General features: G+C 62.4%; 21 protein-coding genes and 1 pseudogene. 13 read left to right on the top strand and 9 right to left on the bottom strand.

The annotated features are described in order from the left end of the window. Nucleotides 1–37 precede the first annotated feature (37 nt). Complete coding sequence (gene dgoD, locus WC739_RS03810; protein WP_372951687.1) at nucleotides 38–1210, top strand: galactonate dehydratase; 1173 nt, start codon at nucleotides 38–40, stop codon at nucleotides 1208–1210. A gap of 52 nt (nucleotides 1211–1262) precedes the next feature. Here dgoD and WC739_RS03805 read toward each other — a convergent pair whose 3' ends face one another. Continuing rightward, on the bottom strand, nucleotides 1263–1700 hold the full coding sequence (locus tag WC739_RS03805; protein ID WP_372951686.1) for an Lrp/AsnC family transcriptional regulator: 438 nt from the start codon (nucleotides 1698–1700) through the stop codon (nucleotides 1263–1265). 137 nt (nucleotides 1701–1837) lie between these two features. On the opposite strand from WC739_RS03805, the gene WC739_RS03800 reads away from it, so the two are divergent. The 4 genes from WC739_RS03800 to WC739_RS03785 all read left to right on the top strand — a co-directional run bounded on the left by WC739_RS03800 (nucleotide 1838) and on the right by WC739_RS03785 (nucleotide 5480). After that, the gene (locus tag WC739_RS03800) at nucleotides 1838–2158 is read left to right on the top strand and encodes a DUF1330 domain-containing protein (RefSeq protein ID WP_372951685.1); all 321 of its coding nucleotides are present in this window, start codon (nucleotides 1838–1840) and stop codon (nucleotides 2156–2158) included. Between the two features lie 13 nt (nucleotides 2159–2171). After that, nucleotides 2172–3425 carry a PLP-dependent aminotransferase family protein gene (locus tag WC739_RS03795; protein WP_372951684.1) on the top strand — a complete coding sequence of 418 codons (1254 nt, stop codon included), beginning with the start codon at nucleotides 2172–2174 and terminating at the stop codon, nucleotides 3423–3425. Between the two features lie 68 nt (nucleotides 3426–3493). Further along, nucleotides 3494–4405, top strand: a complete 912-nt coding sequence (locus tag WC739_RS03790; RefSeq protein WP_372951683.1) for a helix-turn-helix domain-containing protein — start codon at nucleotides 3494–3496, stop codon at nucleotides 4403–4405. Nucleotides 4406–4583: 178 nt separating this feature from the next. Next, nucleotides 4584–5480 (top strand): amidohydrolase, encoded by an 897-nt coding sequence (locus tag WC739_RS03785; RefSeq protein WP_372951682.1) that lies wholly within the window; start codon nucleotides 4584–4586, stop codon nucleotides 5478–5480. A gap of 26 nt (nucleotides 5481–5506) precedes the next feature. Here WC739_RS03785 and argE read toward each other — a convergent pair whose 3' ends face one another. Further along, nucleotides 5507–6670, bottom strand: coding sequence for an acetylornithine deacetylase (gene argE / locus WC739_RS03780; protein WP_372951681.1), 1164 nt, complete (start codon nucleotides 6668–6670; stop codon nucleotides 5507–5509). A 119-nt stretch (nucleotides 6671–6789) separates the two neighbouring features. Here argE and WC739_RS03775 point away from each other — a divergent pair, with 119 nt between their 5' ends. The 6 genes from WC739_RS03775 to WC739_RS03750 all read left to right on the top strand — a co-directional run bounded on the left by WC739_RS03775 (nucleotide 6790) and on the right by WC739_RS03750 (nucleotide 13656). Next, nucleotides 6790–8037, top strand: coding sequence for an ABC transporter substrate-binding protein (locus WC739_RS03775; RefSeq protein WP_372951680.1), 1248 nt, complete (start codon nucleotides 6790–6792; stop codon nucleotides 8035–8037). Between the two features lie 107 nt (nucleotides 8038–8144). Continuing rightward, nucleotides 8145–8879: an ABC transporter ATP-binding protein gene (locus WC739_RS03770; protein WP_372951679.1), complete on the top strand. Its 735-nt coding sequence runs from the start codon at nucleotides 8145–8147 to the stop codon at nucleotides 8877–8879. Then, nucleotides 8876–9667 (top strand): ABC transporter ATP-binding protein, encoded by a 792-nt coding sequence (locus WC739_RS03765; RefSeq protein WP_372951678.1) that lies wholly within the window; start codon nucleotides 8876–8878, stop codon nucleotides 9665–9667. Before WC739_RS03770 ends, WC739_RS03765 begins: the two co-directional genes overlap by 4 nt. Then, on the top strand, nucleotides 9664–10551 hold the full coding sequence (locus tag WC739_RS03760) for a branched-chain amino acid ABC transporter permease (protein WP_372951677.1): 888 nt from the start codon (nucleotides 9664–9666) through the stop codon (nucleotides 10549–10551). The genes WC739_RS03765 and WC739_RS03760 overlap by 4 nt, the downstream gene beginning before the upstream one ends. Next, entirely contained in the window at nucleotides 10551–12440 is a 1890-nt protein-coding gene (locus tag WC739_RS03755) for an alpha/beta fold hydrolase (RefSeq protein ID WP_372951676.1), read from the top strand. The genes WC739_RS03760 and WC739_RS03755 overlap by 1 nt, the downstream gene beginning before the upstream one ends. A 16-nt stretch (nucleotides 12441–12456) precedes the next feature. Next, a complete protein-coding gene (locus WC739_RS03750) occupies nucleotides 12457–13656 on the top strand; it encodes an amidohydrolase (protein ID WP_372951675.1) in 1200 nt (399 codons plus the stop codon). A 432-nt stretch (nucleotides 13657–14088) separates the two neighbouring features. Here the strand turns inward: WC739_RS03750 and WC739_RS03745 are convergent, their stop codons facing one another. Then, nucleotides 14089–16482, bottom strand: a complete 2394-nt coding sequence (locus WC739_RS03745; protein ID WP_372951674.1) for a transketolase — start codon at nucleotides 16480–16482, stop codon at nucleotides 14089–14091. 129 nt (nucleotides 16483–16611) lie between these two features. Between WC739_RS03745 and WC739_RS03740 the strand changes: the two genes are divergently transcribed. Next, nucleotides 16612–17076, top strand: a complete 465-nt coding sequence (locus tag WC739_RS03740) for an Lrp/AsnC family transcriptional regulator (RefSeq protein WP_372951673.1) — start codon at nucleotides 16612–16614, stop codon at nucleotides 17074–17076. A 98-nt stretch (nucleotides 17077–17174) separates the two neighbouring features. On the opposite strand, the pseudogene WC739_RS03735 reads toward WC739_RS03740, so the two are convergent. The 3 genes and pseudogenes from WC739_RS03735 to WC739_RS03725 form a co-directional block, all read right to left on the bottom strand. Then, nucleotides 17175–18125, bottom strand: a pseudogene (locus tag WC739_RS03735) (magnesium transporter CorA family protein). Nucleotides 18126–18236: 111 nt separating this feature from the next. Then, nucleotides 18237–18533 carry a SemiSWEET family sugar transporter gene (locus tag WC739_RS03730; protein ID WP_372951672.1) on the bottom strand — a complete coding sequence of 99 codons (297 nt, stop codon included), beginning with the start codon at nucleotides 18531–18533 and terminating at the stop codon, nucleotides 18237–18239. 15 nt (nucleotides 18534–18548) lie between these two features. Beyond that, entirely contained in the window at nucleotides 18549–19118 is a 570-nt protein-coding gene (locus WC739_RS03725) for a hypothetical protein (protein ID WP_372951671.1), read from the bottom strand. A gap of 544 nt (nucleotides 19119–19662) precedes the next feature. Between WC739_RS03725 and WC739_RS03720 the strand changes: the two genes are divergently transcribed. Then, entirely contained in the window at nucleotides 19663–22209 is a 2547-nt protein-coding gene (locus WC739_RS03720) for an excinuclease ABC subunit A (protein WP_372951670.1), read from the top strand. Nucleotides 22210–22371: 162 nt separating this feature from the next. Here WC739_RS03720 and WC739_RS03715 read toward each other — a convergent pair whose 3' ends face one another. From WC739_RS03715 to WC739_RS03705, 3 genes are all read right to left on the bottom strand, one after another. After that, on the bottom strand, nucleotides 22372–22536 hold the full coding sequence (locus WC739_RS03715) for a hypothetical protein (RefSeq protein WP_372951669.1): 165 nt from the start codon (nucleotides 22534–22536) through the stop codon (nucleotides 22372–22374). After that, the gene (locus tag WC739_RS03710; protein ID WP_372951668.1) at nucleotides 22533–22733 is read right to left on the bottom strand and encodes a hypothetical protein; all 201 of its coding nucleotides are present in this window, start codon (nucleotides 22731–22733) and stop codon (nucleotides 22533–22535) included. The genes WC739_RS03715 and WC739_RS03710 overlap by 4 nt, the downstream gene beginning before the upstream one ends. Nucleotides 22734–23110: 377 nt before the next feature. After that, a complete protein-coding gene (locus tag WC739_RS03705; RefSeq protein WP_372951667.1) occupies nucleotides 23111–23941 on the bottom strand; it encodes an SMP-30/gluconolactonase/LRE family protein in 831 nt (276 codons plus the stop codon). Nucleotides 23942–24142 lie beyond the last annotated feature (201 nt).

Below are 24142 nucleotides of genomic sequence, written 5' to 3'. Positions count from 1 at the left end.
CTGTCTCCCTCCCTCCCTCGCATCAGGTGCCAAGACCTTGAAGATCACCGCCATAACGACCCGCATCGTCAACGCAGAGATGCGCAACTGGGTTTTCGTCAAGGTCGAGACCGACCAGCCGGGGCTTTTCGGCTGGGGGGAGGCGACGCTGGAATGGAAGACGCATGCCGTAGCCGGAGCGGTCGAAGATCTCTCGCCGCTGATGATCGGACGCGATCCGCGCGACATCGAGCAGGCCGTGAGGGTTATGAAGAAGCACAGCTTCTGGCGCCTTGGCGTGATCGGCATGAGCGCGATCTCCGGCATCGAGATGGCGTTGTGGGACATTATGGGTAAGGACTTCGGCGTGCCGGTGTGGCGGCTGCTCGGCGGCAAGGTCCGCGACAAGGTGCTGGTCTATACCCATCTCGGCCTCGGCGACATGCGCGCCGTGTACGAGACGTTGGAGGAAGCGCCGCTGGTGGAACGCGCAAGCGAGGTGGTGGAGAAGGGATACCGCGCTTTCAAGGCCGTCTTCATTCCCTACACGAACTACCATGCGCCCCTGCCCGAGATCGACAAGGTCGCCCGCATGATGGAGGCAATGCGCAAGGCGACTGGCAATTCGGTCGAGATCATGGTGGATTTCCATGGCCGCCCGGCAAGCGCGGCTGCCTCGATTGCCTACATCAACGCGCTGGCGCCCGGTCGCCCGATGTTCGTGGAAGAGCCCGTGCCTCCAGGCGAGACCGCCGCGTTAAGAGCGATCGCGCAACGCGTCACGGTGCCGCTGGCGACTGGGGAGCGCCTTGTCGACCGCCCGGAGTTCGTCGATCTGCTGAATGCTCGTGCAGTCGATATTATCCAGCCGGACATCTGCCACTGCGGCGGGCTCGGGGAAGCCAAGAAGATCGCTGCGATGGCCGAGGCCTTTTCGGTTGGAGTGGCGCCGCACAACCCACTCGGTCCGATCGCTGGCGCGGCCGCGCTGCATTTCGCGGTCTCAACGCCAAACCACGTCATCCAGGAGGAGATGGTTGGCGCCGTCCCTTGGTATTTCGATGTTGTTCAGGGCCCCATTCGTCGTATTGACGGCTATTGGCAGGTACCCGACGCTCCGGGCCTCGGAGTCGAGGTGGACGAGAAGGAATGCGCGCGACACCCGTTCGCGCCCGAAGTACTGCACACGAGTAATGCGGTTCTGGAAGATGGCACAGTCGTCGACTGGTAGGTCGTGCACCGTGCTGCCTTGAAATGTCTGAAACGCTTGAAAGGTCGAACGGCTAGTCAAGGTTCAGCACCACCATCGTGGAAGTCTCAGCTACCGACGGGATCGATTGCAGGACATTGCTGATGAAGTTGCGGAGCGCGGCTATGTCCTTGACCCAGACACGCAGCAGGTAGTCGATATTGCCCGTCACCAGCAGGCATTCGGTGATCTCCGGCCGTTTAGCGACCTCGCGCAGGAATTCACCGGCTCCTTCGGGGCCTTGCTTGCCCAGACGCACCGAGACCATGACGCAGATCGCCAAACCCATCGCCGACGGGTTGATCTTCGCAGCGTAGCCCTGGATGACACCCCTGTCCTCCAGGCGTTTTACCCGGCGTGCGCAGGGCGTCGCAGACAGGCCGACCCGCGCAGCGAGATCGACCGTCGAGATACGCGCATCCACCTGCAGTTCGCGCAGGATCTTGTGATCGAGAGCGTCCAGAATTGTCATGACCGATTCCACCAAATTTCACCCTGATCATAGTGAGTAACTCCAACAGAACCAGAGATGACGACGTCATTTGGTGTAAAACGCTCTCAAGCCCGTCCTAAGCTCGACCCCAACGCAACGCGGAGGAGGATGAAGCATTGGCAGCTTACATGATCTGCACGATGACTGTGCACGATGCCGAAACCTACAAGAAATACACAGCGGTGACGCCCGGCACCCTGGCACGCTACGGCGGCAGGTTTCTGACGCGCGGCGAGCCGGTCACGACCTCGGAAGGTGAACCCTTCAGGCAACGCATGGTGATCCTCGAATTCCCCGATCGGGCGTCGGCCGAGGCTTGGTACAACGATCCGGAGTATCAGCGCGTGTCGGAATTTCGCCGGGCCGCGGCGTCCGACGGAAGGATGATTCTTCAGGAAGGCCGGCCGCAGAGCGCCGCGCCCGATCCGTTGGTCTGAGAAGGTGGACGTGGTGGCAAGCAATCTCGCCCCGTCGATGAGCGACCAGGCAAAGGCGGCGGGCGGCGGGCGGCCGCCATTTGCGGCGTGGCTGTCGACGACCAATGACGTCACCAAGACCTTCCTGTCGGTGGCGGAAAGGGCCGACGTGATCAACCTCGCCGGCGGCTTGCCCGAGCCGGCCACCTATCCCGCCGAGGAACTGGCCGGCCTCGCTGCCGAGGCGCTTCGCAAGCACGGAACGGAAGTGCTGGGCTACAGTCAGATCGATGGTTTGCCGGCGTTGCGTGACCGCTTGGCCGAACGCTTCAGCGACGAGCATGTGCGGCTGACGCGCGAAAACGTCATCGTCACCACGGCAGGCATGCAGGCGCTCGACCTGATCGGCAAGGTGCTGCTCGAAAAAGGCAGCGTCATCGCCGCGCATGCTCCAACCTATCTTGGCGCGATCGACGCATGGCGGCCGCGCGCGCCGCGCTATCGCCCATTCACACCGGGCAGCAGCATGCTGGACTATCCAACAGCATTTGAGGGCGCCAGCTTCGCCTACACGGTGCCCAACTTTTCCAATCCAAGCGGCAAGCTGGTGACCCACGGCCAACGCGTCGCGATGGTGGAAGCGGCGCACCAGACCGGCGTCTGGCTGGTCGAGGACGACCCGTATGGCGGTCTTTACTACGACGGTGCTCCGCTGCCGCGCCTGCTTTCGCTTTCGGGTAGGCTGCTGGGCGAGGCCGGTGCCGAACCCTATCGGGGACCCGTCATCTATACGGGCACACTTTCCAAGGAGGTTGCGCCCGGCTTGCGCGTCGGCTGGGTGATCGCTGCGCCCGAGATGATCCGGGCGCTGACCGTCGCAAAACAGGGCTCGGATATGTGCACCAGCGGCCTCAGCCAGCGGCTCGCGCTCGACGCACTGGACGCCCGATTGCCCGAGCGCATGCAGCCTCAGATCCTGGCGCTCTACCGCGCGCGCCGTGACGCCTTGTGCGATGCGATGGAAGAACATCTGGGCTCGCTCTTCGTCTGGGAAAAGCCGCAAGGGGGCATGTTCGTCTGGGCGACGGCGCGCAATCCATCGCTCGACACGGACGCGCTGATGCGGTTGGGGCTGGAGGAAGGTGTCTGTGTCACGCCGAGCAGCGTGTTCGACGTGACCGGAGAGGATCGTCGCGCCATTCGCATCAACTTTACGCTCAATGCGCCCGAGCGGCTGCACGAAGGGGTGCGGCGCCTGGCTGTTGCGGCCCGCAGGCTTGCTCAATGATCGCAGGGGCGGTTTGATAGATTTATGGATGCCTTGTCGAACCCCGCAGCGTTGCACGGAAGCCAGATTTGAGAACTCAGACAGCGCAGGTTGATCCCGCTTATCGGACCTATGCCGACTTCTACTTGCGGTCGGCTTACGGTGTCTTTCCACAGCAGCACAGGCATGTCCAAGGCAGCATGCGTTCCAGCCTGATCCTGGTCGATCAGGGTCGGCACGAATTCGCCGATCCGGCAGTTGACGAACTGGTCGTCTCGACGCCACTCGATGCTTCGTGCAGCTATGACTGGAACATGGGGTCGGGCTGGGTCTCCGGGCAGTCATGCACCGGCGATCTGATCATCGTTCCGCCGGGGACCGACAGCCGCTGGCGTACGGGTGGCGACCGCCGGCTGATCATCCTGGCTATCCCCGTGGCGCTGGTACGTCAGCTGTTGGGGCCGGATTGCCCGGGGGACCTCGCCACAACCTTCGCACCGCTAGGCGGCTCATCCGGCAACGACCCCTTCGTCGCCGCAGTTCTGCGGCGGCTGTGGGAAAACAGCGGCGAGGAAGAGCCGATCAGCCGCCTGCTTGCCGACCGGCTGGTGGAAGCGCTTGTCTGTCACCTCGCAATGCGCGCCGGCACGCTCATGCCGATGCTTCCGCCCAGCCTGTTTTCGCTACGCGAGTGGCGTAGGCTCGAGGACTATGTCGACACGCATCTGCATCGCGACATCCCGCTTCTGGAATTGGCCGATATCACCGGCTGGAGCGTGCGGCACTTCTCGCGCATGTTCCGGCAGGCCACCGGAAAGACGCCGCATGACTGGATCGTGGCCAAGCGTGTAGGCCGCTCCAAGGACCTGCTTGGCAAGCAGAAACTCTCACTGGCCGAAATCGCACTTTCCTGCGGCTTTGCCGACCAGAGTCATTTCACGACCTCTTTCCGGAAAGTGACGGGCATGACGCCGCTTCGCTGGCGTCGCGGCCTTGTCTGAGGTCGGGCCAGTCAAACGCACCGATGCGGCCAACCCATCGCGAACGGATGTCCGGATTTCACAATACCGCATGTGCGAAGGCCATGCACACTACCCGAGCGGGAGTGGCCGATAGGGTGATCGCGGCGGTCGATGTTGGCGCACTGCATCAATATTCTGGAACAAGGGGCCAGGCGACATGTATTCGGGACCGATCATCGATCCGCATCACCACCTATGGGATCTTTCCATGGGCAAGCATGCGTGGCTGGTGCCGTCCGATCCGACGGTACAAGCCATTGCAGGCCTGGAAAGGATCGCCCACGATTATTTGCCGGATGACTACGCAAGGGACGCCGCTCGCCACAACGTCGTAGCGACCGTTCATATCGAGGCGCTTTGGGCCGGCGATCCGGTCGGGGAGACGCGCTGGCTGGAGACGCTCGACAAGTCGAAGGGCGTTGCGCTGCGTTATGTCGCTGGGGCATCTCTCGGTAGGGGCGGCGCCGAGCGGGTGATCGCCGAGCAGGCGGCCTTCGATCGCGTGACCGGCATTCGCGGAATCCTGAGCTGGCATCCCGATCCGAAGAAGTGCTTCGTCACCGATCCGGAACTCGGACGCAACGCCGATTGGCGACGCGATATCGCGCTTTTGCAGGCGCATGGCCTGAACCTCGAACTGATGATGTATCCCTATCAGGCAAGCATCGTGCGCGAGATCGCCGACTCGCTGCCGGATCTCCAGATCATCATCAACCACTGCGGTAGCCCGATCGACCGCGACGGCGAGGGCATGCAGCGCTGGCGCGATGGCCTGAAACTGATCTCGGCCTGCCCCAATATCGCGATCAAGATCTCCAACCCCGGTGCCTATGACCATGACTGGACACTGGAGAGCATCCGTGATGTCGCAATGCACTGCATCGACTGCTTCGGCACCGAACGCAGCATGTTCGGCACGGACTACCCGGTTTCCAAGATCCAGATGAGTTATGATCAGATATACGACACGTTCAAGACCATTGCCTCTGCCTTGTCGGTGGAAGACCAGGCAAAGCTCTTCCACGACAATGCAAAGCGGTTCTATCGCCTATGATCGACCGCGCCGGGACGCTACCGGGATCACGTCCTCCTCGCATGGCCGATCAGGCCATCGATGAAGGCGGTGCAGCGATGCAATTGCTCGACGGCGATCCATTCGTCGGTGATGTGAGCCTCGCTGTCGCGCCCCGGTCCACAGATGATTGTCGCCATTCCGGCGCGCTGGAAGATACCTGCCTCCGAGCCGTAGTTGACCGCGCCGACCTCGTTGGTTCTCGCGAAGCGCTTCGCCAGCGTTTCGGCCAGCGACCCCTCGCTCGGCACCAGCGGCGGCACGTCATAGGCGTATTGGGTCGTGATCGTGGAGTCGGAAAAGCCGGCCTTCATGACGGGCAGGACGGTATCGTCGCAATAGGTGCGGAAGCGTTCAACGAGCTTTTCGACCATGCCGGCCTCTGTTGCCCGGATGTCCCACTGGAAGCGCACGTCGCCCGGAATGGCATTGCGGGCCGTGCCACCCTGGATCACACCGACGCTGACGGTTGTGTAGGGCAGTTCGAACGGCGATTGAGCCTCGGGCGCAGCAGCCAGGTCCTCGGCATAGCCGCGCAACGCGCCGATCAGGTCGACGGCGTGGAAGATCGCATTGACGCCGAGATCCGGTCGCGAGGAATGGCAGGCCTTGCCGGCGATCGTCGTAAGCAGGCCCGTGCTGCCCTTGTGGCCGCCGATCACCCCCATCTCGGTCGGCTCGCCGACAAAGACCGCGAGCTGCTTGGGCAAGGACTTGGTCATGTGGTCAATAAGGCCGTAAGCACCGAGGCAACCGACCTCCTCGTCATAGGACAGCGCCAGGTGGATGGGCGCGGCCAGCGGCGACGCGAGCATGGTTGGCACGCGCGCCAGCATGCAGGCGACGAACCCCTTCATGTCGGTCGTGCCGCGTCCGTAGAGCCTGCCGTCATTCTCCCAGATGCGGAACGGATCGCGCGACCACTGTTGACCCTCGACCGGCACGACGTCGGTATGGCCGCTCAGCACATAGCCTGGTACGTCGGCCGGGCCGATCGTGGCGAAAAGATTTGCCTTCTGGCCGGTCGCATCCGGCAGCAACGTGCTCGCGACACCCAGTCCGTCGAGATACGATCGCACGAAGTCGATCAGTTCGAGGTTGGAGCGGCTGCTCACTGTGTCGAAGCCGACCAGGCGGTCCAGCAGTTCGATCTCGGAAAGGGGCGTCGTCATGGCAGGTCCTCGTCTTGGCGAACGACCAGTTTAGCCGAGACCGCTCGGCGATCTTTTGCAATCCGGCCAAACGGCCGGAGAAACTCGTTCAACCCAGAACCATAGAGGGGAACTGACACATGCAGTCGCATGGATTGAAACACTACCTGGCGGCTTGTGCCGTCAGCCTTACTGCCTTGTTGGCGGGCCTGGACGTGGCCGCGGCCGACGTCGTCAAGATCGGCGTGCTCGCGCCGCTGACCGGTCCGTCGGCGGCCGACGGCGCCGACTTCATGCGCGGCGTGGAACTGGCGGTCGAGGAGCAGAATGCCAAGGGTGGCGTTGCCGGCCACACGTTCGAGATCGTCTCCGCCGACGTCAAGGACGGTTCGCCCGACAATGTCAGCAGCGCCGCACAGCGCCTGATCAACACCGACGGCATCGAGGTCGTGCTGACCGGCTACGCCAGCCTGTCGCTGTTCGAAGTCGATCTCTTCGCCGACGCAAACCTGCCCTACCTTTCGTCGGGTCCGTCCGGGCCGTTCGCCGAGATCGTCTCGAAGAAACCCGAGGACTACAATTGCTGCTGGTCGCTCTCGCCCTCCTACAAGGGCTACGAGACTGACGTACTGCCGCTGGTCGAAGGTCTGATCGCCAAGGGCACGTTCAAGGCTTCCAACAAGAAGATCGCGATGATCTCTTCTGACAACCCTTACTCCAAGGCGATCTCCGAGGGCATGAAGACCTCGTTCGCGGCCGCTGGCTGGACCTTGACCGTCGACGAGATGGTGCCGTTCGGGCCTGTCAATGACTGGCGCGCAAGCCTCGCCAAGGTGCGCCAGGATCCACCCGCGCTCATCGTCAACACCGACTACCAGCCGGCCAACTCCGCGCTTTTCCTGCAACAGTTCCTCGACCAGCCGACGCAGAGTCTGGTCTTCCTGCAATATGCGCCATCCGTGCCGGAGTTCGTCGAGCTGACAAAGGAGAAATCGAACGGCGTGCTCTACAACCTGATCGGCGGCGCGATCGACTCGCCTAATTGGCCGCGCGGGCAGGAAGTGAACAAGAAGCTCTCCGACAAGTACGGTGTGAAGCCCGGCGTCTATGGCTCGGCGCTCTACGAGGAAGCCACGATCTACTTCAAGGCCCTCGAGAAGGTGGGCGACCCGACCGATCACGACGCGATTGGCAAGGCAATCGGCGAGGTGACTTATGACGCCGCCCCGGGACCGGTTGCGTTCGATCCCGCGACCCATCTCGCCTTGCAGGACGACAACCACATCCCGGTCACCTTCTGGCAGATCTGGGATGGCCAGCGCACGCTGATCTCGCCGAAGAAATATTCCACCGGCGACATCAAGCTGCCGCCCTGGATCAAGCAGTAATTGAGTAACCGTTGAGCGGCGCACCCGCTATCGGGCGCGGCCCCTGAAAAGGGCCGCGCCGTCACCATCGAGCGATCGCGCGTCTCCGTGCATGGCCTCCTTTTCATATGGCAGATATGATCCTCCAGGCAGACAATCTCACCAAGTCCTTCGGCGGCCTGCGCGCGGTCGGCGGCGTCAGCTTCACGCTTGACGTCAACGAGATCCTCGGCATCGCCGGCCCCAATGGCAGCGGCAAGAGCACGCTCTTCAACATTGTGACCGGCATCCCGTTCGGGCCGGACAGCGGGCGCGTTATCTTCGAAGGCAAAGAGATCCAGGATGTCGCGCCCGAGGAGCTCGCCCGCTCGGGCCTCGCGCGCACGTTCCAGCGCGAGAGCATCTTTCCTTCGCTGAGTGCCATCGACAACGTGCTGGTCTCGGTCGAGCACAACGGTCGCCGCGCGCGGCCCAAGGACAACGAGGCCGCCGCGGTACTTGCCCTCGACATGGTCGGATTCCCGCAGACGCTGCACAACGCGCCGACGGCAACGCTGCCGATCTTCTTTCGCAAGACGCTGATGATGGCGAGCGCGCTGGCCATGTCTCCGCGCGTCCTGCTTCTTGACGAACCGGCCTCAAGTCTGACGCCTGCCGAAATCGAGCACATGAAGGCGCTGATCCTGAAGCTGCGTGCCGCCGGCATCGCGATCCTGCTCATCGAACACGTGTTGCCGCTGCTGATGACGGTGTGTGACCGCCTGGTTGTGCTGGACCAGGGCCAGGTCATCGCCCAGGGCTTGCCCAATGACGTGGTGGCCGATCCGAAGGTGATCGAGGCCTATCTGGGACAGGGGCAATGACGCAACCACTACTTCTCGACGTGCGCGGCCTCGACGGCGGCTACGAGCCACTGCAGATTTTCCGCAAGATCGACCTTCAGCTCGCACCCGGTGGCAGCGTCGGTCTGTTCGGACCGAACGGCCACGGCAAGACGACCTTCCTGCGCACGCTCAGCGGCATCATCGACCCGTGGGACGGAGACATCTTCTTCGAGGGTGTCCAGCTCAACCGTTCGGGACCTCGCGGCAGCCGCCGCTGGCGCAACTTCAACTACGATGCGGTGACGCGCCGGCGCATGGACCCCAAGTCCGTGGCCCGCGCAGGGTTGATCCACGTGCCCCAGGGCAATCTCCTGTTCCCCGATATGACGGTGGCGGAAACGCTGTCGATCGCGCCATATGCCTCTTGCGGACGCTCCTCGGCCTCCGAGACGCTCGACTACGTCTTCAGGCTGTTTCCGCGCGTGCAGGAGCGGCTCAGCTCCAAGATCCGCTTCCTGTCGGGAGGTGAGCGCCAGATGGTGGCGATCAGTGTTGGCCTGATGGCGGCACCCAAACTGCTCATCCTCGACGAGCCGACGCTTGGCCTGTCGCCAAAACTGCGCGGCGAACTCGCGGAGGCGATCCGCACGATCCGCCAGTCGGGCGTGCCGTTGATCGTCGTCGACCAGGACATTGCCTTCCTCGAGTCGCTGATCGACACGCTGTACTTGTTCGACCACGGGCGGATCTCGCGGCGCATCGAAAAGGCCGACATGCCGACCCACGGGGAAATCATGAAACTCATGTTCGGCGAGGAGCACCGGTGACCTTCGACACGCTAACGCTGATCCTGCTCGGCGGCGTCGTACTCGGCGCGCTCTACGCGCTGATGGCGACCGGCCTCGCGCTGGTTTGGACCACGCTCGGCATCTTCAACTTCGCGCACGGCACCTTCATCGCGCTCGGTGCCTATATCGCCTGGCAGGTTGCCAGCCCCGAGGCGCTGGGCGGCGGCCTGCTGGTCGGTGCACTGGTCTCGGTGGTCGGCATGTTCTTCATTGGCGTGGCGGTCTACTACCTGCTGATCAAGCCGTTTGAACGCAGTCCTGACATCGTGGTGAAATCCGTCATCACGACGCTGGCCGGTGCAACGATCCTGGAGAACCTGATCAGCATTGCCTGGGGGCCACGCAACAAGCAGCTCTCGGGAGTGCTGACCGGCGACCTGCAGTTTCTCGGCCTCGTCATGTCGCGCAACGAGGCGGCGGCAGTCGTTGTCTCGCTGATTATTCTGGCCGGCCTCGGCATCTTCCTGCAGCGCGCGCCGCTCGGCCGGGCCATGCGCGCCGTGGCGCAGAACCGCGAGGCGGCCCAGCTGATGGGCATCGACGTCGTGCGGCTCTATGCGGTGGCCTTCGGCCTGTCTGCCGCGCTCGCGGCGATCGCGGGCGTGCTGATCGGCTCCATCCGTTTCATGAATCCACTGATGGGCTCCGACCCCTTGATGAAGGCGCTGATCGTCGTGATCTTTGGCGGCATCGCGCGATTCACCGGGCCGATCTACGCCGCCTTCATCGTCGGCCTGCTGGAAGCCTTCATGACCTACGCGGTTGGCCTCTACTGGAGCCCGACCGTGCTCTTCGTCATCATGATCGTCGTTCTGGTCGTCAAGCCTGAAGGCCTATTCGGCAAGCACAGGAAATCGGTCTGATGCGCTACAGCCCGTCCTTCGCCCGCTCCTCGGGCCTCATCCCGACGCTGGCCGCACTGGCCGCGCTGGCACTGCTGCCGCTGGTTTTCGACGGCAACTATCTGCGCCATCTGCTGGTCTTGGCCTTCCTCTTCGCGATCGTCGCTTCGAGCTGGGACCTCAGCCTCGGTTATGGCGGCCTGTTCAATTTCTCCCATGTCGCGCTCTTCGCAGTCGGCATCTACGCCTATGGCCTCGCAGCCAAGACGTTCGGACTGTCGCCGTGGCTCGGTCTGGTCGCCGCGGGCGGCGCGGCGGGGGTGGTGGCAGCGCTGATCACCCTGCCCATCATGCGGCTGTCGGGCATCTATATCATCCTGGTGACGATCGCCGCCTCGCAGGTGCTCTATCAGATCGTCATCAGCCAGTCGCAGATTACAGGCGGCACCTCGGGCATGGTAAGCCTGCCGGGGCTCGAACTTTTCGGCTATCGCATGAGCCGCGACGGCAAGATCGGCTACTACTATCTCGCGCTGGTCATGCTCGTCGTGTCGACGATCCTGCTCTACAAAATCACGCGCTCGCGCTGGGGCCGCGCGATCGTGGCGATGCGCGACAACAAGTACTACGCGATCTCGCGCGGCATGTCGGAGACGCGTACGCGACTGTTCACCCTTACCGTCAGTGCGGCGATCAGCGGGGTCGCCGGCGGTCTTTACGGCTCCTACATGCGCGTCGCCTCGCCCGACAATTTCGGGCTCGGCCTGCTCGGCTTGCTGCTCAGCATGCTCCTGCTCGGCGGCGCCGGGACAATCTGGGGTCCGATCCTGGCCGCCTTCTTTGTCACGATCGTGTCGGAGGCGTTGGCCGAATACGGCGCCTGGCGCAACATCATCATGTCGCTGCTCCTGATCGTGATCCTGATCTTCTATCCGGGTGGTCTGTGGGCCCTGTTGCAGACGGCGCGCGAAGCTTTCGACGTCGTCCGCACGCAGGCGATCGCAACGTTGCGCCGCCGTTCAGGCAAGGCCGGGCGGGAGACGCTGACCGGCGGTCAGGAGCGCATCATTCCCACGCGTCACGGCAGGGTCGCGGTCGCCGACGGCGGCGGCAACGGACCGGCGCTGCTCTTCATCCACGGCAACTCGTCCGCCAAGGAGGTATTTGCAGAACAGTTCAAGGCATTTGGCGACCGCTACCGCGTCATTTCGTTCGACTTGCCCGGCCACGGTGTGTCCGACAATGCCGATCCGGAGCAGGACTATTCGGTGGAGGCCTTCGCCGATGTGGCGGAAGACGTGCTGGAGACCCTGCGCGCCACCAACACCATCGTGTTCGGCTGGTCGCTTGGCGGCTACATCGCCATCGAGCTCGCCGCGCGCGGCTACCCGATCCGGGCGCTCTCGATCTCGGGCACGCCGCCCCTGCGTGTCGTGCCCGAGGACGTCGGAAAATCCTACGATGCAACAAGCCATTTTGCCCTGGCCAGTCGGCGCTTCCTGTCGCCGAGCGAAGTACGAGACTTCGCGACCTCGACGACCGGGCCGAGGGACGCCACGACGAAGCATCTGCACCGCGCCGTGGCGCGCACCGATGGCCGCGCGCGCGCCTATACGCTGGGCAAGCTACAGATCGTCGACTGGCCCCGGCAGATGCGCTTCCTGCGGGCCGCCGCCGTGCCCTTCGCGATTTTGAACGGCTCGAAGGACCCTTTCCTCAACCACCAGTATTTCGGCGAACTGAAGCTGGCGCAGTGGACGGGCGAGCCAGCCGACGTGGTCGGAGCCGGCCACGCCCCATTCCTGACGATGCCGGACGCGTTCAATGCCAGGCTGGCCGCCTTCCTTGAGGCTGTCGATCAAGGCCACTCCATAAGCCAGGCTACGGATCGGCCGATGATCTCGCAGTGATCAGAAAGGAATTTCCATGGACACGGGTTTCGACAAATGGCTGAACGACAATGTCGGGCGGCTGATCGAGCTACGCCGGGATCTCCACGCGCACCCCGAACTCGGCTTCGAAGAGGAGCGGACCTCGGGCATCGTCGCGGATATGCTTCGCCAGGCTGATATAGAGGTGACGCAGCACATCGGGCGCACCGGCGTGGTCGGGGTCATCAAGGGTGGACTGCCCGGACAGCGTTCGATCGGCCTGCGCGCCGACATGGATGCCCTGCCGATCCTTGAGGCGACCGGGCTCTCCTATGCATCGAAATCGAGCGGGTGCATGCATGCCTGCGGGCATGACGGCCATACCACGATGCTGCTTGGCGCCGCGCTTTATCTTGCGGAGAACCGGGACTTCGGCGGGACGCTCAACCTTATCTTTCAGCCTGCCGAGGAGGGGCGCGGCGGTGCGGACGCCATGCTCGCCGACGGCATCTTCGAGCGCTTTCCTTGCGACGCGATCTATGGCCTGCACAACCAGCCGGGCGGTCCCGCAGGGACCATGGCCGGGCGTCTGGGCCAATCGATGGCGGCTGCCGATTTCTGGGAAGTCATCTTCAAGGGCGTGGGCGGCCATGGCGGCGTGGCGCCGCATCAGTCGACGGACATTACCTACGCGCAGGCGCAACTGGTCCTGTCATTGCAAGGGATCGTCGGCCGATCCCTGGCTCCGCTCGAGACAGGCGTCATCAGCGTCGGCTATATCCACGGCGGTTCAGCGGTGGCGCCGAGCGTGATCCCCTCTGAACTGGTCATTGGCGGAACGACGCGGAGCTTTCGACCGGAGACGCGCGATCTGATCGAGCATCGCATGCGCGAAGTTTCGGAACAGACGGCCCGGACCTGGGGCTGCAAGGCCGAGTTCAAGTTCAACCGATCGACGAGCGTCGTGGTCAGTGCAGAGGAGCCGTTCAAGGCTGCTTCGGCCGCGGCAAGGGCAACCGTAGGCGAGCAGAACTACAACGACAGGCTCGATCTGTCCTGTGCCGGCGAGGATTTCGCCAACATGATGGATGTTCGTCCCGGTGCGTTCCTGTGGATAGGCAACGGAGCAGAGCCAGACGGAACATTTCACCAGCTCCACACGCCGCAATACAATTTCAACGACGAGATCATACCGACGGGCATACGGTATTGGATCAATCTGGCGTACTTGGAACTCGGCGGGCGCTGCGTCTGACGCGAGGGCTTCGGCGTGAGAAGGGCATTCTTGTGGATGTTCGGTCGGACCTTCCGGTGAGTGCTGAGGCTGCCGCGGAGCTGCTGCTGGCGCAGTTTGCCGCAAAGCCAAGCACTGCCTGCTTGATGCTAGCGAGGTTTACCCGAACATGGATTGGTAAGGTGATCGAAGGGCAATCGCAGATCGCAGAGACCCCACCTTGGAGAGAAGCATCCTTTTCCGGTCGCGGGGGACCTCAGTCACCACTTCAGACACGAAATGGGTCCGCCTGCCAGATGGTCGGTGCGTGGTCGTCCCATTGGCCATCGGTCTGAACACGTAATCCTGACACGGCATCTGATCGCTTTGATACCGGCGCAGCAATGTGAATCGAGAGGAGGGAGGCGGCCTTGACTGTTTCCACGCCGAATCCACTCAGACGGTTGGCATGGTCTAGACCACCCGCAAATTCCTGATCGGCCGGCCGGGTGTCAGCGCCTCCGCCGCAGCGATGATGCCACGGGCATCGATGCCGAAATGGCGGTAAAGATCGGCGATGGTCCCGGTCTGACCGAAGTGCTCGACGCCCAGCGGGCGAGAGCGGTGACCGTGCACGGATCCGAGCCAAGCCAGGGTGGCCGGGTGGCCGTCAGTGACACTGACGATGCCGCAATGAGAGGGCACGTCTTCCAGGAGCCTCTCAATGTGGCTGCGAGCGTGTGAAAGGCCGTTCTCGCGGGCACGCAGCGCTGCGGTCCAGCCCGCGTTGAGCCTGTCGGCGGAAGTCACAGCGAGAAGGCCGACATCGCGGCGGTCCTCCGCCATGAGGCCGATCGCTTCGATCGCTTCGGGAGCGATTGCGCCGGTGTAGGCAACGATGATCTGAGCATTGGGACCGGGCTTGCGCATCCAATAGGCTCCGTTGAGAATCTCCTTCTCCAACTCGGGCGTGATCACGCGTTTCGGCTGATCGATCGAGCGTGTGGACAGGCGCAGATAGACGGAACCGCCCGTAGCGTCGCGGAGCCACGTCACGCTGTCCGCTTCGGTTTCGCCCGATCGCTGCATATATTCGAACGACCAGCGCATGATCACGGCAAGCTCGTCGACAAAGGCAGGCTCGAAGCTCGCCAGGCCGTCCTGGGCCATGCCGATCAACGGCGTGGCGATCGACTGGTGCGCGCCACCTTCTGGTGCGAGTGTTACACCGGACGGCGTTGCCACCAGCATGAAGCGGGCGTCCTGATAACAGGCATAGTTGAGCGCATCGAGCCCGCGTTCGATGAACGGATCGTAGAGCGTGCCCACCGGCAGCAGGCGCTCACCGAAAATCGAATGGGACAGGCCAAGTGCCGACAGCATGATGAACAGGTTCATCTCGGCAATGCCGAGTTCCATATGCTGGCCCTTGGGCGAGAAGGTCCAGTTGTAGGTCGAAGGAATGCGTTCGGTCTTGAACAGGTCGGCCATTTCCTCCCGAGCGAAAAGGCCGCGTCGGTTGACCCAGGCGCCGAGATTGGTCGACACCGTGACGTCCGGAGAAGTGGTTACAATGCGGCTGGCGAATTTCGTATCGCCCTTGGCGATCTCATGCATAACCAGCCCGAAACCCTGCTGCGTCGACATGGAGGGTTGAGCGCCGAATTCGAGCCGCTCCGGCACCTCGATGACCGGCGAAATGTAGCGGCGGCGGCCGGACTGCACAAACGGCACGCCAGCAAGAAACGCCTTCAGCTTGGCTTCCGGTGTAGCGAGCCCTTCGAAGAGGTTCCACTCGCGCCCCTCGCGCACTTTCATCGATTTGCGCAGGGTCTCAACCTGGGTCGGGGTCATCAGTCCGGCGTGATTGTCCTTGTGGCCGGCCAGCGGCAGGCCGAAGCCCTTGATCGTATAGGCGATGAAGCAGGTGGGACGGTCATGCATCCTGGCCTGCTCGAATGCCTCCAGGATCGATGGCAGATCATGCCCGCCCAGATTGCTCATCAACTGGGCGAGTTCGTCGTCGCCGCGTCTTTCGATCAGCCGCGAAACGTCACCCTGGTCGCCGAGGTCGTCGAGCAGGCGCTTGCGCCAGGCTGCTCCTCCCTGGAAGGTCAGGGCCGAGTAAAGCTGGTTGGGGCAGGCGTTGATCCAGTCGCGCAGCTTCTCGCCGCCGGGCTCAGTGAAGGCCCGCTGTTGCAGGACGCCGTGCTTGAGGATCACCACATCCCACCCGAAATTGCGGAACATCGATTCGAACCGCTCCCACAGTCCCTCGCGCACGACCGCATCGAGGCTCTGCCGGTTGTAGTCGACGACCCACCAGGTGTTGCGAAGACCATGCTTCCAGCCCTCGAGCAGCGCCTCGAAGATGTTGCCCTCATCCATCTCGGCATCGCCAATCAGTGCCACCATGCGGCCTTCGGGCAGGGTGGTGCCGAGGCCCTTGGCCCGGATGAAGTCCTGCACCAGCGAAGAGAAAAGTGTCTGCGCCACGCCGAGCCCGACGGAGCCGGTCGAGAAATCGACGTCATCGACGTCCTTGGTGCGCGAGGGATAGGATTGCGCGCCATTGAAGCCGCGAAAATTCTCCAGCTTCTCGCGGGTCTGATTGCCGAACAGATACTGGATTGCGTGGAAGATCGGGCTGGCATGCGGCTTGACCGCGACTCTGTCCTCGGGCCGCAGGACGGCGAAATAGAGTGCAGTCAGGATCGTGTTCAGCGAGGCCGAAGACGCCTGATGGCCTCCCACCTTCAACCCGTCGTCATTGTCGCGCAGATGGTTGGCGTTGTGAATTGTCCAGGTTGCCAGCCACAGCACCTTGCGCTCGAGTTCGGACAGGATGGAAAGCCGGTGCGCTGTCATGATCAGGTCCCTTGAGAAGGGTAGAGGCTAAACCTCTTCAGCCGCGAGAAGTGACCAAACTTGCACTTGGGCAGGCAATCATTTAGCTGCTTTTGCCGACAACGTTCTTGTGGTGAAGAAAACCAGCTAATGCGCGTGTTGGACGATATCGACAGGAAGATCATCGCCGCGATCCAGGGCAACGGCAAGATCACGGCCAACGAGTTGTCTGATCGGGTCGGTTTGTCACCGTCCCCTTGCGCCCGGCGTGTGCGCTTGCTGGAAGATTCTGGCGTGATCAAAGGTTACACGGCGGTGATAGACCAGAAGAAGGTTGGCCTGCCGATCAGCGCCTTCGCATCGATCAAGCTCGAGCGGCAGCGCGAAGAAGATCTTGACCGGTTCGCGCTCGCCGTGGCGCGGTGGCCGGAGGTGGTGGATTGCTACCTGATGACGGGGCAGCGGGATTATCTGATGCGTATTGTTGTGCGCGATCTCGAAGCCTACGAACGGTTCATCAAGGATAAACTCACGCGTCTGGACGGTGTCGCCTCGATCGAAACGAGCTTCGCTCTTGATCAGGTCAAGCGTTCCGAAGTGCTGCCCCTGGAGTAATATCTGGACGTGCCGAGGTCTCCCGACCTGCACGTTCGTCATCTGCCCTGACCGCGCGTGCTTCGATCATGGCCTCAGGCAATCACGATGGCCGACGGCTAAAACCAGCCGCGCCATTTGAACCAGGCGAGGGGGATGAGGCCGCTGACTGCAATCATTGCAAGACCATACGGGTATCCATAAGCCCAGTCGTATTCGGGCATAAGCTTGAAATTCATGCCGTAGATGCTTGCCATCAAAGTCGGCGGAATCCCTACGATCGATACTATGGTCAGAATCTTGAAGATGTCGTTTTGGGCGATGCCGATCAAGCCGACCATAGCGTCGAGCAGGAACTGCACCTTGTCGGAAAGGTGGGCCTAGTAACTGTCAAGCGATGCGACGTCCAACTGGAGGCCGTTCATGCGCGACGCGAGCTCCGTGTCGCTCCATTCCGTGGTCATCCCGCATGCGAAATCGATTGCCCGTCCTAGAGCAAGTAGGGCGTCACGCTTTTCAGAAAGATTGTCACCCAGCCTGCCGACATGGCGAAGCTCCGTGCGAATGATGTTGTTTGAACGGATTGCCCTGCGTCCCTGGCCATCAGGAAGATGGAAGGCCTTTTCAGACAGGGTGCGGAGATCTGTCGCCGCTGTTTCGAGCCCGTCGGCCAGACGATCGATCACCTCATCACAGAGATCAACGAACACCTCTACACTTGAGGCCGGCCGCTCCTCGGTGAAGCGATCGGCAACCGTTTGAAATGCAGGCAGGTCCACGAACCGGATGGTGATCAGGCGCTCACGCGACAGAACGAACCCGACAGGCGCAACCTGTGGAGCGCAACCTTCGACATGGATTACCATCGGTATGCTCATGAAAAGGACGCCGTCGCGAACCTTCAGTCGACTCGAGCTTTCAATTTCGCTGAGGGCGGCTCGGCTCGGCAATTTGATGCCCGCCAACTCCTCCACCTCAGCAATTTCTTCTGCATCGGGGTCGTTAAGATCCAGCCAGAGGGGCCTTTTCGCGGCTTTCTGACCGCTCCTTTTGGGATAATCGTTCAACATTGCATGGGTTGACCAAAGCTGAGGAAGCAGGAGGCTCCGTGTAGGATGTGAATTGAGGTCTTAAGGGCGACCTTTACTGTCGGACGCATTCAATTCGCCAGCTCGGCGGTGCTAATTGTCCGGATCAAGAACGTCGGCAACGGCATCTTTCTCAGCTTGGGGTAGAGCCGACATCGTGAGGATGAAGGCTGAAAGCAAGAGACAGATGGCATTGGTGATGATGATCGGCCATTCTGTCTTCAAGATCCCGAAGGCCAGCCACAAGGCGAACCCAAGCACGGTGATTGCGTACATAGGCACGGAGATACCTCTGCTATCTCGCGTCTTGATGATTTTCCAAGCCTGTGGCGTGAAACTGGTCATGGAGCAAATGGTAGCCAGGTAGCCGACGATCGTCACCGTTTCCATGCAGCGGCTCTGACTCTAAGTCGCATCTGCACGGGCAAGATCAGATAGACGGACGACGCCGTGCTGGCTGATGAATGTCACGGCCGAGTCCATGCTTTGGCTTTGCGAGACACCTGATATGCGATGGTCGCCGGTGTCATAGATTTCAATCTTTCCGTGATCGTCGATGACAAGGCGGCGCTTACCCGGAAAGGCCGCATAGCGCATTTGGTTTTGTGCTCCGACTGCCGAGGGATCTCCAAACCGCGCGGGCCACCAGGAAGCGCCATGAGTCTCACCAGCAGAACGGTAGCTCACAGCGCTGTCTTCGTGCTGCGCCTCATCCGGATGCTCGCGAAGGTACGCTGACAATTCAGCCGCGATGGAATTGAGTTTGGTCTTGAGGCCATCATTGAACATGTCTCCGACCATCGTCATGCCCGGAGACCATTGCGCCATCCCGCCGAAATCGGCATGGCTCACCTGAGCCATGGTTCCACCCCCACGTCGGAGGGCTTGGAACACCGCGCTGACCGCGCTTTCAGAGACGGCTTGTTCCCTTGCAAGGCGGGCAAAGAACTCCGCTTTCGTCGGGGCATCGGGCATCTGCGGATCCTAAAATGGGTTGGAAATACCGCAGCGGTTAGTCACGGCTATGGGCAGTGCTGGCCACAGGAAACTTGCGATCGGCCGTCCTGTTCCGGCGGAAATCACCGCTCGCCAATTTTGTTCCACCCGCTTTACCCCGAGACCGGACACATGGGGACTGAGTGTCAACCGCCTCGACACCTGGACAAGAGATCTTCCTGCGCGACGCGCCGCCCCATGCGGGAGATTGCGGAAAGCCCTTGGCTCACTTGAGCTGTTGCGTCTAGGCGTTCAATTCCAGCGGCTTGTGAACCCTTTGAGCGTGACGCGCGACCCGTCGGAAGTCTCGCATGTCGATATCTGGTGACAGACCGGGCAAGTGATGAAACTGTCGCGCTTGTCTCCTGGCTCGCCGCCTTGCCGCTTGCCGACTTTCGGGGGGCCGGGTCAGGTCGTTTTATCATTCGGTCAAACCTGCATTTCAGCCCAGGCGTCGGACCTGACGTAAGGCTGTTGCCAGGCTATTTCTCACGAAACCCGTGTTGGGGTAGAGGAGGTTCGCATGCGGGATATCAAGGCCTCCGGGTTCGTCCACGTTCGCGGCGCGCGCGAGCACAATCTCAAGAACGTCGATGTCGACGTACCGCGCGATGCGTTCGTCGTGTTTACCGGCGTGTCGGGATCGGGCAAGTCGTCGCTCGCTTTCTCCACCCTCTATGCCGAGGCGCAGCGCCGCTATCTGGAATCGGTCTCGCCTTATGCGCGCCGCCTCTTCCACCAGATGAAAGTGCCCGAGGTCGACGAAGTCGAGGGGCTGCCCCCGGCGGTGGCGCTGCAGCAGCAGCGCGGATCGCCAACCACCCGCTCGTCGGTCGGCAGCGTCACCACGCTCTCCAACCTCCTGCGAATGCTCTACTCGCGCGCCGGCGACTATCCGCCGGGCCAGGCGCATCTCGACGCAGAATCTTTCTCGCCCAACACGCCTGAGGGAGCCTGCCCACGCTGCCACGGCCTCGGCCGCATCCACGAGGTCACCGAGGCGTCGATGGTGCCCGATCCTTCCAAGACGATCCGCGAGCGCGCGGTCGCAGCCTGGCCAATGGCTTGGGGCGGCCAGAATCTGCGCGACATACTGATCAGCCTAGGCATCGACGTCGACACGCCGTGGCGGAACTTGCCGAAGAAGGTGCGCAACTGGATCCTGTTTACCGAAGAGCAGCCCCAGGTCCCCGTCTATCCGGGATGGAGCCATGACGAGATCGAGCGCGCGATCCGGCGCAAGGTCGAGCCCGCTTATATGGGTACCTTCTCGAGCGCGAAGCGCCATGTCACCCACAGCTATGCGACAACCCAGAGCGCGATGATGAAGAAACGCGCTGCGCGCTTCATGATCGGGCGTGCCTGCCCGATCTGTGACGGAAAGAGGCTGCGCCGGGAAGCCTTGTCGGTCCGCTTCGAGGGCCTCGACATCGCCGAGATGAACCGCCTGCCCATGGTCCGGTTCTCGGAGATCTTCGGGCCATATGCCCAGGCGACAGCCGGTAAGCTCCGGGCGCTGCGCAAGGCCCATCCGGAGAAGGCCTTGGTGGTCGAGCGCATCGCCCGCGATCTGTGCCGCCGGCTGTCCGTGCTGTTGGACCTCGGTCTCGGCTATTTGACGCTGGAACGCAGCACCCCGACCCTGTCGCCGGGCGAGCTGCAGCGGCTGCGGCTTGCCACCCAGGTCGTCTCGAATCTGTTTGGAGTCGTCTATGTGATGGACGAGCCGTCTGCCGGGCTCCATCCCGCCGACACCGAGGCCCTGCTGCGCGCGCTCGACGGCCTGAAGGCTGTCGGCAATTCGCTATTCGTCGTCGAGCATGAGATGGACGTCGTCCGCCGCGCCGACTGGATCATCGATGTTGGCCCTGGCGCTGGCGAGCATGGCGGCGAGATCCTCTACAGCGGCCCGATCGAAGGCCTGCGCAAGGTCGCGGCGTCGCAGACAAGGCGCCATCTGTTCGACGAAGGCGGCGGGCTGCCGCGCCAAGTGCGCGAGCCAGCCGGTTGGTTGCGACTGGAAGGGGTTTCACGCAACAATCTAAAGCAGGTCGATTGCGCGATCCCGCTTGGCGTGATGACCACGGTTACCGGAATCTCCGGGTCGGGGAAATCAAGCCTAGTCAGCCAGGCGCTTGTCGAACTCGTTGCTGATGCGCTCGGCGTCCCGGTCTCGGCCGACGACGAGACGGAGCCCGAAGCGGCGCTCGAGGACCGCCCGGTCGGCGTCACCGAAGGTCGGATCCTGGGCGGCCTCGAAGGAATAAGGCGGTTGATCCAGGTCGACCAGAAGCCGATCGGCCGCACCCCGCGCTCCAACCTCGCTACCTATACCGGCCTGTTCGACCATGTCCGGACGTTGTTCGCGGCAACTCCCGAAGCCAAGAAGCGCCGGTACGATGCCGGCCGCTTCTCGTTCAATGTCGCCAAGGGCCGCTGCCCGCGCTGCGAGGGGGAAGGCTTCGTCATGGTCGAATTGCTTTTCCTGCCCAGCGTCTACGCCCCCTGTCCCACCTGTCACGGCACCCGCTACAATCCCAAGACACTTGAGATCCTGTATCGTGGCAAGACCATCGCCGATGTGCTCGCGCTTACCGTTGAGGGTGCCTGGGAATTTTTCGACGACGCGCCCAACGTGTGCCGGTCGCTCAAGGTGCTTCGCGAAGTCGGACTTAACTATCTCCGCCTCGGACAGCCGGCGACCGAGTTTTCGGGCGGCGAGGCGCAAAGGGTGAAGCTCGCCACCGAGTTGCAACGCGCCCACCGCGGCGGCGCGCTCTATGTGCTCGACGAGCCGACCACCGGCCTTCACCCGACCGACGTCGAACGCCTGCTCGGCCAGCTCCACGCTCTGGTCGACGCCGGCAACAGCGTCGTCCTCGTCGATCACGACATGAAGGTGGCGGCGGCGAGCGACTGGGTGATCGACATCGGCCCCGGCGCCGGCGACGAGGGCGGGCGGATCGTCGCCAGCGGCCCGCCGGCAAAAGTCTCTAGCTGCAAAACCAGCCGCACCGCGCCCTATCTCGATCGAGCGTTGGGCGGTGGGGCGGCCCTCACGGCCAGATGATCATCGGCACCGAAGCGGCTGCGACATCATGGCTAGGCTTCTTCGGAGGTGGTGATTACCCTGTTCATGTGGACGGCTCCATGAGCGCGAGCCTGGCGGTGTAAGCGGTGCGATGAGGGGCAAGCCGCGCGCTGGGCCGGCATTGCGCGCGTAAGCCGCGCTCTACTGCAGAGCGTCGTTGAGCAGCTTGGCCAGACGCGCAGCAGCGAGGGGCAGCTGCAGCTCGGCCGCCTCGCGCGCATTGGTCTCGTAGGCACGGGTCAGTTCGGCTTTCTGCGCCACGTTGCCATTGGCATCGAGAACAGGCGGCGGGTAGGCGGTGCTCACGGCCAACTGGTTGCTCTCCGAGATCCACGTGTCGACGTCGGTGACAGCCCCTTGACCGGATCGGCGGCCGGCAAGGTCGGCTCGTGGGTGTACGGATCGACGTTGTCATAGATCGCCCCGTACACGGTCGAATATCCGCCGAAGGTCGCATCGAAGTAGGCGTGCAGTTTGACCGGCCCGCCATCCGCCGGGATCACCAGGATTTCGTTCCCGCCTCGCTAATGGCTCATCGTTCGTCGGGATTGTCGGCACCTCGGTTTGGCCAATTGAGAGGCCGGTTACTCACTTCGTCGACCAAACCGCCATGCGCTGCGGAACCGTGCCAAGCGCGTCGGAAATTTCGGGCAACGAATTCCGTCACATTGCCGGAACCACGGTGTCGCGTTCGAGATAGCGCACGCGCTCGGTGGAAGGCTGATCATCGCCGTCGTGGCGTTGATCCCCTGCCACTATTCGCCGCCCGCTGGCGCAAGCCGCGGTCGGCACGGTGCCCACGTGAAGAGGTTCACCCTGCAACCGTCTGACGCATCAGGGCACACCCCTCAGGACATTTGTGTGGAAAGCCGAGCTACAATCAGAAATTGGTGACGGCGTAGATTTTTCCGGGGTAGGGCGCTGCTGACTTGTCATCAACGGCGGTGACATAGATCGTCTTTCCGTCGCCGCTGAATGCAAGGTTGGGCGCCGCGGCCGACGGAACATCTATCGTCTTGACCAGCTTCTTTGTCGAAGGGTCGACGACCAAAATACGGCCGGCGCTGTATTCACCGATGTACAGATTACCGTCGGGTCCGAGCTTGATACCGTCCGGGTAAGCCGCTGCAGGCTCTCCGAGCTCGTAGAGGCGCAGGTAGAGACGCCGGTCCGACAAGGACCCGTCAGCGGCAATCTTGAACCGGATAACGCGACCCGCCTCTGATTCATTGACATAGAGGGTCTGGCCATCCGCGGAGACCACCAAGCCATTGGCGTAGTGAATGTCCTTGGCGAGAACCCGGGTTTTGCCGTCCTTGGCGACATGAACGATCTTGCCGACGATCGGTCCGCTTTCCCAGGGCCCCGACAGCGACACATAGGCGCCGCCTTTTCCATCAAGGGCGATGTCGTTTGGGCCGAGCAGCTTCTGGCCCTCGTCATCCTGCGCGATCACCGTCTTGGTCGTGCCGCTTGCATCGGTGAGCACGATGGTCCCATTGTCGTAACCCGCGATGATGAAGCCGTCACCGAACCGCTGCACGGCATTGGCGCCTGAGCCTTCTTGGTGCCAGAGGACGGTGCGCTGCTTGCCGTCCCACTTGTCGATCTCTCCCGCCCCGTACTGGGCATAGTAAAGAACACCGTTCTCGACAAAGGGGCCTTCGGGAAACTTGGCGTCGGCATCGATGACCTTGACGTCGGCCGCCATGGCCGAGCCACAGCACAGCAACATCGTCGCAGCAATAACGGCAAACTTCATGTCCGGTCTCCATGTTTATGGGACACGGTACCAGACGCCAACGCGAAGCATATCAGAAAGACGACTAGAATTTTCCAAGCAGATCACCACCTGCGACTGGTCATGGATGCACCGCCCCTGACGTGTCTGATTGCGGCAACCAGAGCACAG

Source organism: Mesorhizobium sp., from assembly GCF_041661565.1.
Taxonomy (GTDB): domain Bacteria; phylum Pseudomonadota; class Alphaproteobacteria; order Rhizobiales; family Rhizobiaceae; genus Mesorhizobium.
This window is presented reverse-complemented; position numbering and strand designations above follow the sequence as displayed.